The organism is Algibacter luteus (genome assembly GCF_030344935.1).
Classification (GTDB): Bacteria; Bacteroidota; Bacteroidia; order Flavobacteriales; family Flavobacteriaceae; genus Arenitalea; species Arenitalea lutea.
Genome location: NZ_CP128313.1, coordinates 506,838 through 523,197 on the forward strand (window position 1 = coordinate 506,838; position 16,360 = coordinate 523,197).

3 protein-coding genes and 1 tRNA gene are annotated in these 16,360 nt (G+C 42.5%); 2 read left to right on the forward strand and 2 right to left on the reverse strand.

The features are described from left to right. Positions 1 to 258 precede the first annotated feature (258 nt). On the reverse strand, positions 259 to 933 hold the full coding sequence (locus O5O44_RS02240) for an SCO family protein (RefSeq protein ID WP_289195566.1): 675 nt from the start codon (positions 931 to 933) through the stop codon (positions 259 to 261). Between the two features lie 167 nt (positions 934 to 1,100). On the opposite strand from O5O44_RS02240, the gene rseP reads away from it, so the two are divergent. Then, a complete protein-coding gene (gene rseP / locus O5O44_RS02245; RefSeq protein ID WP_289195567.1) occupies positions 1,101 to 2,432 on the forward strand; it encodes an RIP metalloprotease RseP in 1,332 nt (443 codons plus the stop codon). Between the two features lie 73 nt (positions 2,433 to 2,505). Beyond that, positions 2,506 to 2,579, forward strand: a tRNA-Asn gene (locus O5O44_RS02250). 116 nt (positions 2,580 to 2,695) lie between these two features. Here the strand turns inward: O5O44_RS02250 and O5O44_RS02255 are convergent. Beyond that, complete coding sequence (locus tag O5O44_RS02255) at positions 2,696 to 16,030, reverse strand: T9SS type A sorting domain-containing protein (RefSeq protein WP_289195568.1); 13,335 nt, start codon at positions 16,028 to 16,030, stop codon at positions 2,696 to 2,698. Positions 16,031 to 16,360: the final 330 nt, after the last annotated feature.

A 16,360-nucleotide genomic window follows, 5' to 3' on the forward strand; every position in this document is an offset into this window, starting at 1 on the left:
ATGTAATGCGCCATAACAATCATGTTGATAATGATAAAAAGTGATTAGGTAAACTACATTTTAACTTTTAAAGAACGTAAAATTTAAAAATATGAAAACAAGTAATAGTATTGCAACAGAAAGTAAAGTTGGAACTAAAACGAAACAATTTAGTAACGCTAGTTCATTAGTTTGGAACAACAAAAGACGTTTCAAATAAAATAAACTTTAAAACACAAAAAAGCCCTTTTTGAAAGGGCTTTTTTTATATCCAATTAATTAGTTTTTGTATTCTTCTTTTAAAATAGCGATATCATTAAGTAGTCGTTCTATTTCTTCAGAATTGGTGCCATCATAAAACCCTCTTATTTGACGTATTTTGTCAATTAGCATAAAGTTTTCGGTATGTATCATATCAAATGGGCCACCATCACCATTATCTTTTACAGCTAAATAACTTTTACGCGCCAATTTGTAAATATCTTTTTTATTGCCTGTAACTAAATTCCATTTGCGGTCTATAACCCCTTTTTCAATGGCGTATCGTTTTAGTTGTGCAACGGTGTCAATTTCTGGAGTAACAGAATGTGATAGTAGCATAACTTCGTCGTCATTTAAAATTTCTTTTTGAATTTCAACCATATGATTTGTCATTATTGGACAAATGGTTTGGCATGTTGTAAAAAAGAAGTCAGCTACGTAAATTTTATCTTTATAATTATTTTGGGTAATTGTTTTGCCATCTTGATTAATAAGAGCAAAATCTGCTATTTTATGATATTTTTTTTGATGTTGAATGGTGCTGTCAACCAATTCTGTACTAACCATAGCTGGTTGGTAAATAGGAAGCGGTCTGTAAACGTTTAACGTATTATAAATAATTGAAACAATAATGATTGATATAATACCAAAAACAATTGCGAAAATCTTGTAATCCTTAAAAAATGATAGCATTTTTAACTCATTAACATTAAAAGCAGTTACAAAAATACGACGATTTTAATTTTGAAAGCGCTCAAAACCAGCATAAATTATTGTTAAAACACAAGCCTTTCGGCGAATGACTTTTTAAACTTGGTTTAAAAGCTTACTTTTGTGCGGTTAAAAAAAAATTGTAATACATGTCTGTATTTTTAATAAAAGGAGCTCAATTACTTTTGAGTCTTTCTATATTGGTAGTTCTGCACGAGTTAGGACATTTTATACCAGCTAAAATTTTTAAAACACGCGTTGAAAAATTCTATTTATTTTTCGATGTGAAGTTTTCTTTATTTAAAAAGAAAATTGGTGAAACTGTTTACGGTATTGGCTGGTTACCTTTAGGTGGCTATGTTAAAATTTCGGGTATGATTGATGAGAGCATGGATACCGAACAAATGGCCCAAGAACCACAACCGTGGGAGTTTAGATCTAAACCTGCATGGCAACGCTTAATAATCATGCTTGGTGGAGTAACTGTAAATTTCTTACTGGCCTTCTTTTTATTCATTATGATGCTATTTGTTTGGGGAACCAAATATTCAACTAAAGATGATATAAAGTACGGTTATAGTGTTGCCAAAACCCTAGAAAACTATGGTTTTCAGCAAGGTGATCGAGTTATTTCTATAAATGGGGAACCTTTTGAGGATTTAACCATCGATATTAATAAATATATCATGTTTAGGGATGTCAATAATATTAAAGTAGAGCATTCAGACGGAAGTGTTGAAGATATTAAGATTCCTGAAGATATTGGAACACAACTTTTTGAAGCTGGTGATTTACCCGCCTTAACACCTCGTTATCCTTTTGAACTAGATTCTATTACCCCAGATTCTCCAGCAGAAATTGCAGGTTTACAACCGACTGATAAAATTGTAGCGATAAATGGTAATCCTGTTGAATATTATGCAGATTTAACTTATCAAATAAAAAACAGCGATTCAGATGAGTTATTAGTAAAAATAGAACGCAATAATCAGCCAGAAGAGTTACGTATAAAACCTAATGAAGATAAAATAATTGGTATTTATGCAAGACCAAGTGATTTAGAATTTATTAAGTTTAATCAGAAGGATTATGGTTTTGCTGAGAGTGTTTCTGCAGGTATAAGTAACGGCTATTGGGAAGTAAAAGACTATTTGGCGCAGTTTAAATACATTTTCACTAAAAAAGGAGCTACTCAAATAGGTGGTTTTGCTGCAATTGGCAATATGTTTCCTCCAGTTTGGAACTGGCAAGCTTTTTGGTATTTAACAGCGTTTTTATCTATTATGTTAGGCGTTTTAAATTTATTGCCTATCCCAGCATTAGATGGGGGTCATGTCATGTTTTTATTATATGAAATGGTCTCTGGAAGAAAGCCTGGAGATAAATTTATGGAGTACGCACAAATGGTAGGTTTCTTTATCTTAATTGCTTTAGTATTGTTTGCAAACGGCAATGATATTTATAAAGCTATTTTTGGATAAAAATTTTCAAAAAAATGTTTGCAGTAAGTAAAAAGATATATATATTTGCGCTCGCTTAGGCGAAAACTAACACTCCTCCTTAGCTCAGTTGGTTAGAGCATTTGACTGTTAATCAAAGGGTCCTTGGTTCGAGCCCAAGAGGGGGAGCAAAAAAAAGCACTTACATTTATGTAAGTGCTTTTTTGTTTCTGTTTTTTTAGAGAATAAGGTCTGCAATAAATAAAAAAAGGCTGAATAGTTCTATATTCAGCCTTCAATTTAATCTATTGCCTTGCAATTAATAGTTTATGATTAGTAGCTCCAGATTTCATATTTGTGATTTTAAACAAGTATGTCGCCTGTTCTAACTGATCTAAATCTGTTATACTTATTTGACTATTAGTTGATAAATAACTTCTATCCATTACAAGCCTTCCATTCAAATCAAATACTTTAATGTTAAATTCAGTATTATTTAAGTCTAATGGTAGAATGATACTAACAATATCATTAAATGGATTTGGAGTAAAAGTAATTTCTTTAAGATCTAAGGAATTAGTATTTAATAATTCTTCATTTCTAGATTGAATAGGATTATTAATAGGACTGCTAGTACAGAAAATAGTGGTTTCAATATAATTGAAATTACCTCCAGTCATTATTACGTTTCCATTAACAGTTAAGCTATAGCTGCCATTTCCACCTGAATAATATAATCCATCTCCGTAAGAATCAAAAATATTGAAATCATAACAAGAATTAGGAAGGCACTCTATTACAGTAAGAGTTGAATTATCAGGTTGGTTTCCATAAGGACCTCCACTAGCTACAATACTTCCTTGTGGATTTGTAATATTCCATGATGTTTCCTCTGGATAAATATCGAATTCTATTGAAATAACCACGTCGGTACAATCAGTATTACAAGGCGTACAATCAGGTCCACCGCAATCAACTCCAGTCTCGTTTCCGTTCATAATCCCATCATCGCAGGTAGGAGGAACATTGCAAGGGTCGCAGTCAGGTCCTCCACAATCAACACCTGTCTCTTGTCCATTCATTACACCGTCACTACAAGTTGGATTGTTTCCACCAGAGGTACAGAAGGGTGTTGTTTCACTAAAATTGAAATACCCACCATTAGCAACTTCAACACCACCTACGGTTAAACTATAACTTCCATTACCACCAGAATAATATAAACCGTCACCATAGCTATCAAATATTGTAAATTCATAGCATCCTGCAGGAAGACATTCCGAAATGTTAAGGGTAGATTGATCTGGTTGGTTTCCGTAAGTTCCTCCACTGTAGACGATATTTCCTCCGGAATCCATTATAGACCAAGAAGTTTCTTCCGGATAATTATCAAATTCTATTGAAATAACCACGTCAGTACAATCAGTATTACAAGGTGCACAATCAGGTCCACCGCAATCAACTCCAGTCTCTTGTCCATTCATAACTCCATCATCACATGTTGGAGGAGCATTACAAGGAGTACAATCAGGTCCACCGCAATCAACTCCAGTCTCGTTTCCGTTCATAATCCCATCATCGCAAGTAGGAGGAACATTGCAAGGGTCGCAGTCAGTTCCTCCACAATCAACACCTGTCTCTTGTCCATTCATTACACCGTCACTACAAGTTGGATTGTTTCCACCAGAGGTACAGAAGGGTGTTGTTTCACTAAAATTGAAATACCCACCATTAGCAACTTCAACACCACCTACGGTTAAACTATAACTTCCATTACCACCAGAATAATATAAACCGTCACCATAGCTGTCAAATATCGTAAATTCATAGCATCCTGCAGGAAGACATTTCGAAATGATAAGGGTAGATCCATCTGGTTGGTTTCTATAGGGTCCGCCGTTGTATAAAATATTTCCATCAGAGTCTGTAATAGACCAAGAAGTTTCTTCTGGATAATTATCAAATTCTATTGAAATAGCCACGTCGGTACAATCAGTATTACAAGGCGTACAATCAGTTCCACCGCAATCAACTCCAGTCTCGTTTCCATTCATAATCCCATCATCGCAAGTAGGAGGAACAATGCAAGGGTCGCAGTCAGGTCCTCCACAATCAACACCTGTCTCTTGTCCATTCATTACACCATCACTACAAGTTGGATTGTTTCCACCAGACGTACAGAAGGGTGTTGTTTCACTAAAATTGAAATATCCACCATTAGCAACTTCAACACCACCTACGATTAAACTATAACTTCCATTACCACCAGAATAATATAAACCGTCACCATAGCTATCAAATATTGTAAATTCATAGCATCCTGTAGGAAGACATTCCGAAATGATAAGGGTAGATCCATCTGGTTGGTTTCTATAGGGTCCGCCGTTGTATAAAATATTTCCATCAGAGTCTGTAATAGACCAAGAAGTTTCCTCCGGATAATTATCGAATTCTATTGATATAACTACATCTGTACAAGTTGCATCTGGTTCTGTAATAGTGACTTGACATGTTGTAGTACAGTTGTTGGCATCGGTTACTGTTACGGTATGTAGTCCTACGGCAAGAGCGGTAGCCGTAGCGGTAGTTTCCCCACTGATATCCCAGGCATAGGTGTAAGGTGCTACGCCTCCTGTGGGTGTAACTGTAGCGACCCCATCACTGGCTCCATTGATGGTTACGGCACTGTCTTGAATGACACTGCAGGCTAAAGCCTCAGGTTCAGTGATAGTGACTTGACAGGTGGTTGTTGCACCATTAGCATCGGTTACCGTTACAGTATGTGTTGTAGCACTTAAAACGGTAGCCGTAGCAGTAGTTTCGCCGCTGATATCCCAAGCATAAGTATAAGGTGCTACACCTCCTGAAGGTGTCACTGTAGCTGCGCCATTACTTTCCCCATTACAAACAACAGCAGAATCTTGAAGAACACTGCAAGTTAAAGCATCTGGTTCGGTAATAGTGACTTGACAGGTTGTAGTACAGTTGTTGGCATCGGTTACTGTTACAGTATGTAGTCCTACGGCAAGAGCGGTAGCCGTAGCGGTAGTTTCCCCACTGATATCCCAGGCATAGGTATAAGGTGCTACGCCTCCTGTGGGTGTCACTGTAGCGACCCCATCGCTGGCTCCATTGATGGTTACGGCACTGTCTTGAATGACACTGCAGGCTAAAGCCTCAGGTTCAGTGATAGTGACTTGACAGGTGGTTGTTGCACCATTAGCATCGGTTACCGTTACGGTATGTGTTGTAGCACTTAAAACGGTAGCCGTAGCAGTAGTTTCGCCGCTGATATCCCAAGCATAAGTATAAGGTGCTACACCTCCTGAAGGTGTCACTGTAGCTGCGCCATTACTTTCCCCATTACAAACAACAGCAGAATCTTGAAGAACACTGCAAGTTAAAGCATCTGGTTCGGTAATAGTGACTTGACAGGTTGTAGTACAGTTGTTGGCATCGGTTACTGTTACAGTATGTAGTCCTACGGCAAGAGCGGTAGCCGTAGCGGTAGTTTCCCCACTGATATCCCAGGCATAGGTATAAGGTGCTACGCCTCCTGTGGGTGTAACTGTAGCGACCCCATCGCTGGCTCCATTGATGGTTACGGCACTGTCTTGAATGACACTGCAGGCTAAAGCCTCAGGTTCAGTGATAGTGACTTGACAGGTGGTTGTTGCACCATTAGCATCGGTTACCGTTACAGTATGTGTTGTAGCACTTAAAACGGTAGCCGTAGCAGTAGTTTCGCCACTGATATCCCAAGCATAAGTATAAGGTGCTACACCTCCTGAAGGTGTCACTGTAGCTGCGCCATTACTTTCCCCATTACAAACAACAGCAGAATCTTGAAGAACACTGCAAGTTAAAGCATCTGGTTCGGTAATAGTGACTTGACAGGTTGTAGTACAGTTGTTGGCATCGGTTACTGTTACAGTATGTAGTCCTACGGCAAGAGCGGTAGCCGTAGCGGTAGTTTCCCCACTGATATCCCAGGCATAGGTGTAAGGCGCTACGCCTCCTGTGGGTGTCACTGTAGCGACCCCATCGCTGGCTCCATTGATGGTTACGGCACTGTCTTGAATGACACTGCAGGCTAAAGCCTCAGGTTCAGTGATAGTGACTTGACAGGTGGTTGTTGCACCATTAGCATCGGTTACCGTTACAGTATGTGTTGTAGCACTTAAAGCGGTAGCCGTAGCAGTAGTTTCGCCACTGATATCCCAAGCATAAGTATAAGGTGCTACACCTCCTGAAGGTGTCACTGTAGCTGCGCCATTACTTTCCCCATTACAAACAACAGCAGAATCTTGAAGAACACTGCAAGTTAAAGCATCTGGTTCGGTAATAGTGACTTGACAGGTTGTAGTACAGTTGTTGGCATCGGTTACTGTTACAGTATGTAGTCCTACGGCAAGAGCGGTAGCCGTAGCGGTAGTTTCCCCACTGATATCCCAGGCATAGGTGTAAGGTGCTACGCCTCCTGTGGGTGTAACTGTAGCGACCCCATCACTGGCTCCATTGATGGTTACGGCACTGTCTTGAATGACACTGCAGGCTAAAGCCTCAGGTTCAGTGATAGTGACTTGACAGGTGGTTGTTGCACCATTAGCATCGGTTACCGTTACGGTATGTGTTGTAGCACTTAAAACGGTAGCCGTAGCAGTAGTTTCGCCGCTGATATCCCAAGCATAAGTATAAGGTGCTACACCTCCTGAAGGTGTCACTGTAGCTGCGCCATTACTTTCCCCATTACAAACAACAGCAGAATCTTGAAGAACACTGCAAGTTAAAGCATCTGGTTCGGTAATAGTGACTTGACAGGTTGTAGTACAGTTGTTGGCATCGGTTACTATTACAGTATGTAGTCCTACGGCAAGAGCGGTAGCCGTAGCGGTAGTTTCCCCACTGATATCCCAGGCATAGGTATAAGGTGCTACGCCTCCTGTGGGTGTAACTGTAGCGACCCCATCGCTGGCTCCATTGATGGTTACGGCACTGTCTTGAATGACACTGCAGGCTAAAGCCTCAGGTTCAGTGATAGTGACTTGACAGGTGGTTGTTGCACCATTAGCATCGGTTACCGTTACAGTATGTGTTGTAGCACTTAAAGCGGTAGCCGTAGCAGTAGTTTCGCCGCTGATATCCCAAGCATAAGTATAAGGTGCTACACCTCCTGAAGGTGTCACTGTAGCTGCGCCATTACTTTCCCCATTACAAACAACAGCAGAATCTTGAAGAACACTGCAAGTTAAAGCATCTGGTTCGGTAATAGTGACTTGACAGGTTGTAGTACAGTTGTTGGCATCGGTTACTATTACAGTATGTAGTCCTACGGCAAGAGCGGTAGCCGTAGCGGTAGTTTCCCCACTGATATCCCAGGCATAGGTGTAAGGTGCTACGCCTCCTGTGGGTGTAACTGTAGCGACCCCATCACTGGCTCCATTGATGGTTACGGCACTGTCTTGAATGACACTGCAGGCTAAAGCCTCAGGTTCAGTGATAGTGACTTGACAGGTGGTTGTTGCACCATTAGCATCGGTTACCGTTACAGTATGTGTTGTAGCACTTAAAACGGTAGCCGTAGCAGTAGTTTCGCCGCTGATATCCCAAGCATAAGTATAAGGTGCTACACCTCCTGAAGGTGTCACTGTAGCTGCGCCATTACTTTCCCCATTACAAACAACAGCAGAATCTTGAAGAACACTGCAAGTTAAAGCATCTGGTTCGGTAATAGTGACTTGACAGGTTGTAGTACAGTTGTTGGCATCGGTTACTGTTACAGTATGTAGTCCTACGGCAAGAGCGGTAGCCGTAGCGGTAGTTTCCCCACTGATATCCCAGGCATAGGTGTAAGGCGCTACGCCTCCTGTGGGTGTGACTGTAGCGACCCCATCACTGGCTCCATTGATGGTTACGGCACTGTCTTGAATGACACTGCAGGCTAAAGCCTCAGGTTCAGTGATAGTGACTTGACAGGTGGTTGTTGCACCATTAGCATCGGTTACCGTTACAGTATGTGTTGTAGCACTTAAAGCGGTAGCCGTAGCAGTAGTTTCGCCACTGATATCCCAAGCATAAGTATAAGGTGCTACACCTCCTGAAGGTGTCACTGTAGCTGCGCCATTACTTTCCCCATTACAAACAACAGCAGAATCTTGAAGAACACTGCAAGTTAAAGCATCTGGTTCTGTAATAGTGACTTGACATGTTGTAGTACAGTTGTTGGCATCGGTTACTGTTACGGTATGTAGTCCTACGGCAAGAGCGGTAGCCGTAGCGGTAGTTTCCCCACTGATATCCCAGGCATAGGTGTAAGGTGCTACGCCTCCTGTGGGTGTAACTGTAGCGACCCCATCACTGGCTCCATTGATGGTTACGGCACTGTCTTGAATGACACTGCAGGCTAAAGCCTCAGGTTCAGTGATAGTGACTTGACAGGTGGTTGTTGCACCATTAGCATCGGTTACCGTTACAGTATGTGTTGTAGCACTTAAAACGGTAGCCGTAGCAGTAGTTTCGCCGCTGATATCCCAAGCATAAGTATAAGGTGCTACACCTCCTGAAGGTGTCACTGTAGCTGCGCCATTACTTTCCCCATTACAAACAACAGCAGAATCTTGAAGAACACTGCAAGTTAAAGCATCTGGTTCGGTAATAGTGACTTGACAGGTTGTAGTACAGTTGTTGGCATCGGTTACTGTTACAGTATGTAGTCCTACGGCAAGAGCGGTAGCCGTAGCGGTAGTTTCCCCACTGATATCCCAGGCATAGGTATAAGGTGCTACGCCTCCTGTGGGTGTCACTGTAGCGACCCCATCGCTGGCTCCATTGATGGTTACGGCACTGTCTTGAATGACACTGCAGGCTAAAGCCTCAGGTTCAGTGATAGTGACTTGACAGGTGGTTGTTGCACCATTAGCATCGGTTACCGTTACGGTATGTGTTGTAGCACTTAAAACGGTAGCCGTAGCAGTAGTTTCGCCGCTGATATCCCAAGCATAAGTATAAGGTGCTACACCTCCTGAAGGTGTCACTGTAGCTGCGCCATTACTTTCCCCATTACAAACAACAGCAGAATCTTGAAGAACACTGCAAGTTAAAGCATCTGGTTCGGTAATAGTGACTTGACAGGTTGTAGTACAGTTGTTGGCATCGGTTACTATTACAGTATGTAGTCCTACGGCAAGAGCGGTAGCCGTAGCGGTAGTTTCCCCACTGATATCCCAGGCATAGGTGTAAGGTGCTACGCCTCCTGTGGGTGTAACTGTAGCGACCCCATCACTGGCTCCATTGATGGTTACGGCACTGTCTTGAATGACACTGCAGGCTAAAGCCTCAGGTTCAGTGATAGTGACTTGACAGGTGGTTGTTGCACCATTAGCATCGGTTACCGTTACGGTATGTGTTGTAGCACTTAAAACGGTAGCCGTAGCAGTAGTTTCGCCGCTGATATCCCAAGCATAAGTATAAGGTGCTACACCTCCTGAAGGTGTCACTGTAGCTGCGCCATTACTTTCCCCATTACAAACAACAGCAGAATCTTGAAGAACACTGCAAGTTAAAGCATCTGGTTCGGTAATAGTGACTTGACAGGTTGTAGTACAGTTGTTGGCATCGGTTACTGTTACAGTATGTAGTCCTACGGCAAGAGCGGTAGCCGTAGCGGTAGTTTCCCCACTGATATCCCAGGCATAGGTGTAAGGCGCTACGCCTCCTGTGGGTGTCACTGTAGCGACCCCATCGCTGGCTCCATTGATGGTTACGGCACTGTCTTGAATGACACTGCAGGCTAAAGCCTCAGGTTCAGTGATAGTGACTTGACAGGTGGTTGTTGCACCATTAGCATCGGTTACCGTTACAGTATGTGTTGTAGCACTTAAAGCGGTAGCCGTAGCAGTAGTTTCGCCACTGATATCCCAAGCATAAGTATAAGGTGCTACACCTCCTGAAGGTGTCACTGTAGCTGCGCCATTACTTTCCCCATTACAAACAACAGCAGAATCTTGAAGAACACTGCAAGTTAAAGCATCTGGTTCGGTAATAGTGACTTGACAGGTTGTAGTACAGTTGTTGGCATCGGTTACTGTTACAGTATGTAGTCCTACGGCAAGAGCGGTAGCCGTAGCGGTAGTTTCCCCACTGATATCCCAGGCATAGGTGTAAGGCGCTACGCCTCCTGTGGGTGTAACTGTAGCGACCCCATCGCTGGCTCCATTGATGGTTACGGCACTGTCTTGAATGACACTGCAGGCTAAAGCCTCAGGTTCAGTGATAGTGACTTGACAGGTGGTTGTTGCACCATTAGCATCGGTTACCGTTACGGTATGTGTTGTAGCACTTAAAACGGTAGCCGTAGCAGTAGTTTCGCCGCTGATATCCCAAGCATAAGTATAAGGTGCTACACCTCCTGAAGGTGTCACTGTAGCTGCGCCATTACTTTCCCCATTACAAACAACAGCAGAATCTTGAAGAACACTGCAAGTTAAAGCATCTGGTTCGGTAATAGTGACTTGACAGGTTGTAGTACAGTTGTTGGCATCGGTTACTGTTACAGTATGTAGTCCTACGGCAAGAGCGGTAGCCGTAGCGGTAGTTTCCCCACTGATATCCCAGGCATAGGTATAAGGTGCTACGCCTCCTGTGGGTGTAACTGTAGCGACCCCATCGCTGGCTCCATTGATGGTTACGGCACTGTCTTGAATGACACTGCAGGCTAAAGCCTCAGGTTCAGTGATAGTGACTTGACAGGTGGTTGTTGCACCATTAGCATCGGTTACCGTTACAGTATGTGTTGTAGCACTTAAAACGGTAGCCGTAGCAGTAGTTTCGCCACTGATATCCCAAGCATAAGTATAAGGTGCTACACCTCCTGAAGGTGTCACTGTAGCTGCGCCATTACTTTCCCCATTACAAACAACAGCAGAATCTTGAAGAACACTGCAAGTTAAAGCATCTGGTTCGGTAATAGTGACTTGACAGGTTGTAGTACAGTTGTTGGCATCGGTTACTGTTACAGTATGTAGTCCTACGGCAAGAGCGGTAGCCGTAGCGGTAGTTTCCCCACTGATATCCCAGGCATAGGTGTAAGGCGCTACGCCTCCTGTGGGTGTCACTGTAGCGACCCCATCGCTGGCTCCATTGATGGTTACGGCACTGTCTTGAATGACACTGCAGGCTAAAGCCTCAGGTTCAGTGATAGTGACTTGACAGGTGGTTGTTGCACCATTAGCATCGGTTACCGTTACAGTATGTGTTGTAGCACTTAAAGCGGTAGCCGTAGCAGTAGTTTCGCCACTGATATCCCAAGCATAAGTATAAGGTGCTACACCTCCTGAAGGTGTCACTGTAGCTGCGCCATTACTTTCCCCATTACAAACAACAGCAGAATCTTGAAGAACACTGCAAGTTAAAGCATCTGGTTCGGTAATAGTGACTTGACAGGTTGTAGTACAGTTGTTGGCATCGGTTACTGTTACAGTATGTAGTCCTACGGCAAGAGCGGTAGCCGTAGCGGTAGTTTCCCCACTGATATCCCAGGCATAGGTGTAAGGTGCTACGCCTCCTGTGGGTGTAACTGTAGCGACCCCATCACTGGCTCCATTGATGGTTACGGCACTGTCTTGAATGACACTGCAGGCTAAAGCCTCAGGTTCAGTGATAGTGACTTGACAGGTGGTTGTTGCACCATTAGCATCGGTTACCGTTACGGTATGTGTTGTAGCACTTAAAACGGTAGCCGTAGCAGTAGTTTCGCCGCTGATATCCCAAGCATAAGTATAAGGTGCTACACCTCCTGAAGGTGTCACTGTAGCTGCGCCATTACTTTCCCCATTACAAACAACAGCAGAATCTTGAAGAACACTGCAAGTTAAAGCATCTGGTTCGGTAATAGTGACTTGACAGGTTGTAGTACAGTTGTTGGCATCGGTTACTATTACAGTATGTAGTCCTACGGCAAGAGCGGTAGCCGTAGCGGTAGTTTCCCCACTGATATCCCAGGCATAGGTGTAAGGCGCTACGCCTCCTGTGGGTGTAACTGTAGCGACCCCATCGCTGGCTCCATTGATGGTTACGGCACTGTCTTGAATGACACTGCAGGCTAAAGCCTCAGGTTCAGTGATAGTGACTTGACAGGTGGTTGTTGCACCATTAGCATCGGTTACCGTTACGGTATGTGTTGTAGCACTTAAAACGGTAGCCGTAGCAGTAGTTTCGCCACTGATATCCCAAGCATAAGTATAAGGTGCTACACCTCCTGAAGGTGTCACTGTAGCTGCGCCATTACTTTCCCCATTACAAACAACAGCAGAATCTTGAAGAACACTGCAAGTTAAAGCATCTGGTTCGGTAATAGTGACTTGACAGGTTGTAGTACAGTTGTTGGCATCGGTTACTGTTACAGTATGTAGTCCTACGGCAAGAGCGGTAGCCGTAGCGGTAGTTTCCCCACTGATATCCCAGGCATAGGTGTAAGGCGCTACGCCTCCTGTGGGTGTGACTGTAGCGACCCCATCGCTGGCTCCATTGATGGTTACGGCACTGTCTTGAATGACACTGCAGGCTAAAGCCTCAGGTTCAGTGATAGTGACTTGACAGGTGGTTGTTGCACCATTAGCATCGGTTACCGTTACAGTATGTGTTGTAGCACTTAAAGCGGTAGCCGTAGCAGTAGTTTCGCCACTGATATCCCAAGCATAAGTATAAGGTGCTACACCTCCTGAAGGTGTCACTGTAGCTGCGCCATTACTTTCCCCATTACAAACAACAGCAGAATCTTGAAGAACACTGCAAGTTAAAGCATCTGGTTCGGTAATAGTGACTTGACAGGTTGTAGTACAGTTGTTGGCATCGGTTACTGTTACAGTATGTAGTCCTACGGCAAGAGCGGTAGCCGTAGCGGTAGTTTCCCCACTGATATCCCAGGCATAGGTGTAAGGCGCTACGCCTCCTGTGGGTGTAACTGTAGCGACCCCATCGCTGGCTCCATTGATGGTTACGGCACTGTCTTGAATGACACTGCAGGCTAAAGCCTCAGGTTCAGTGATAGTGACTTGAGCAGTAGCCACACAATTAAGGGCATCTGTTATAGTTAATGTGTAAATTCCTGGTCCAATTCCAGTTAAATCTTCAGTAGTAGCGCCGTTATCCCAAGTGTAATTATAAGGAATAACACCTCCAATTGTTTCTATATCTACAGCACCATCCGTCGCTCCAAAGCAAGAAATATTTGTTAGACTGTTTATGCTATTATTTAATGTAATACCAATTTCTATACTACTGGTAGCGATACAGCCATTATTATCTGTTATAGTAACACTATAGGAACCTGAAGTAACAAAAAACAAATCTTCTGCAGTACTACCATTGCTCCATAAATAATCATAAGGAGCAGTTCCTCCTGAAACGGTTAAATCGATATTAGGTGAAGCTCCTGTACTACATGAAGCATTAGTTTCAGCAGTTAGGACCTCAGGTTCAGTGATGGTGACTTGACAGGTGGTTGTTGCACCATTAGCATCGGTTACTGTTACGGTATGTGTTGTAGCACTTAAAGCGGTAGCCGTAGCAGTAGTTTCGCCACTGATATCCCAAGCATAAGTATAAGGTGCTACACCTCCTGAAGGTGTCACTGTAGCTGCGCCATTACTTTCCCCATTACAAACAACGGCAGAATCTTGAAGAACACTGCAAGTTAAAGCATCTGGTTCGGTAATAGTGACTTGACAGGTTGTAGTACAGTTGTTGGCATCGGTTACTGTTACAGTATGTAGTCCTACGGCAAGAGCGGTAGCCGTAGCGGTAGTTTCCCCACTGATATCCCAGGCATAGGAGTAAGGCGCTACGCCTCCTGTGGGTGTAACTGTAGCGACCCCATCACTGGCTCCATTGATGGTTACGGCACTGTCTTGAATGACACTGCAGGCTAAAGCCTCAGGTTCAGTAATTGTTGCACTAGTATTTGTGGTACATCCGTTGGCGTCCGTTACTGTTACATTATATGTTCCAGCTGCAATTCCTGATAGGTCTTCTGTTGTTTCAGTAAAACCGCTAGGTCCTGTCCATGCATATGTATAAGGAGCTGTTCCATTTGCTAAAGTTAAATCTATTGAACCAGAACTATCTTCAAAACATAAGACATCTACTTGAGTTGTAGAACTACTAAGCGTGCAAATGACTCCTGTAGGTTCATTGTCAGAATCATTAGAAGAATTAGTGTCATCAGTAATTGTAGTAATACTCACCGAATTACACAAATCTTCACTTCCATTACACGGTACCCCTTCATAAGCCACTCCAGAATTGGCTGTAGTTCCGGTTGCTTGGACTGTAACATCAATTGTAAATGTTTCTCCAGGATTCAAAAACCCGGCATCACATGTTAAAGTGCCACCAGATTCGGAACATGTTGTAATAAAACCTTCAGTATCATTAACAACATGAGAAATATAAGTGGTATTAGAATCCAATATATCTGTGATAACTACTGAATTGGCTACAGTGGTTGCACTTAAGTTTGAAACCGTTATGGTGTATGTGTAATCGGTATTATACGGTACCGGGTCTGCATTATCTACTTTGGATATAGCTATATCTACATCTTCAGTTTTAAATTTTCCAACTTGATTTAGAGGAACTGTTTGGTTACCCGTACTAATTGAGGATCCAGGAGCACAAGACCCCGTACCTGTACCTGAGGTTTCTGCATCTTCAAGTGCAGTTTGAATATTTCCACTTAAACTACCTCCTGGTAATGCATCATCAAGCACTAACCACATTTCTACAACTAAGTCGTCTCCTGGGTCTATTCCACAGACTTTTATAGTCCCAATAATCTCATTAACGCCATCAAATACCCATGAAAAACTGACAACTGTTGCCGTAGTTCCAGTATCATTATGAAATGGATCTCCTGAATCGACAAAAGCAGCTATAACGCCTAGTGACTCATCGAACCCAAAGTTTGAGTTAGCTGTGGTTTTTGTTCTCCAAGAAGCTACAAATGTCATACAATCATTAGCGCAAGTACTTCCTGGGTCCATTCCGAATTCAAGTAAAAATGGAACAACTTGTCCTAATCCGAGGTTACTAGGTTGTAATGATTCTACTGAAGTCCCATGGTCTGCGCCAGGGATTGGAAACCCAGGACTTGCTGAATTGGCATTTCCAACTGGGAGCGAACCTGAAACTTGAGCATATGTAACTCTAGGATACAAATCTGGGTCGCCAGCTTCAAAATCCATGTCGTCATAATCTCCACCCGCATCAGTAAAAAATGCTGTAGCTACATTTCCAGAAGTTTGGCCGGTCGCAGTTAAAGTGAAGCTAGCGCCTAAATCAGTAGGGTCGAAATTGTAAATTACCACATTTACAAATTCACCATTGGCATCAGCGGTAGTGTTGGTTATTACATCAGCATGAACAACGGGTTCCTCGTGAACATTTAGTACAATTGTTTCACCAGGTAACCAACCGCTCCCTGTTGCGTAAGCTGTTTCGCTGGGTTGGTAATCACCCTTGTCGGTCCAAACAGTTTGTGACCATACTGTAGAACTCAATAAACTCAATAGTAAAATAAGTAAACAGGTTTTAAATTTTAAAAAGAATAAGGGGAGCAGCTGAGAAGTGTTGACAGTCTTCATAATTATGTTTGGTTAATTAGAAAAAATACCAAAACATACCTATAAGAGGAATTGGAGAAGCTGAGCAGAATATGGGCAAGTTTTTATTTAAATCTTGCAATAATCAATATACTGTTAGGAGAAATTAAAAAATTAATGATAAAAATTTAATCCATAAATACTTTCAAAGATTAATGTATTTATCATAATATAAAAAAATAGGGAGTTATTAATTAGTTGGTTTTTAGTTGATTAATAGCAGTATTAAGGTAGTCAATTAATTACAACACTAACTAAAAATCTTTTTGAATTCGATAAAATGATTTATTATACCGATATAATGTAAGGTTT

Excerpts from the sequence above, each read along its gene's own strand:
- O5O44_RS02255 (WP_289195568.1), bottom strand. The coding sequence starts at position 16,030 with ATGAAGACTGTCAACACTTCTCAGCTGCTCCCCTTATTCTTTTTAAAA.
- rseP (WP_289195567.1), top strand. The coding sequence starts at position 1,101 with ATGTCTGTATTTTTAATAAAAGGAGCTCAATTACTTTTGAGTCTTTCT.
- O5O44_RS02240 (WP_289195566.1), bottom strand. The coding sequence starts at position 933 with ATGCTATCATTTTTTAAGGATTACAAGATTTTCGCAATTGTTTTTGGT.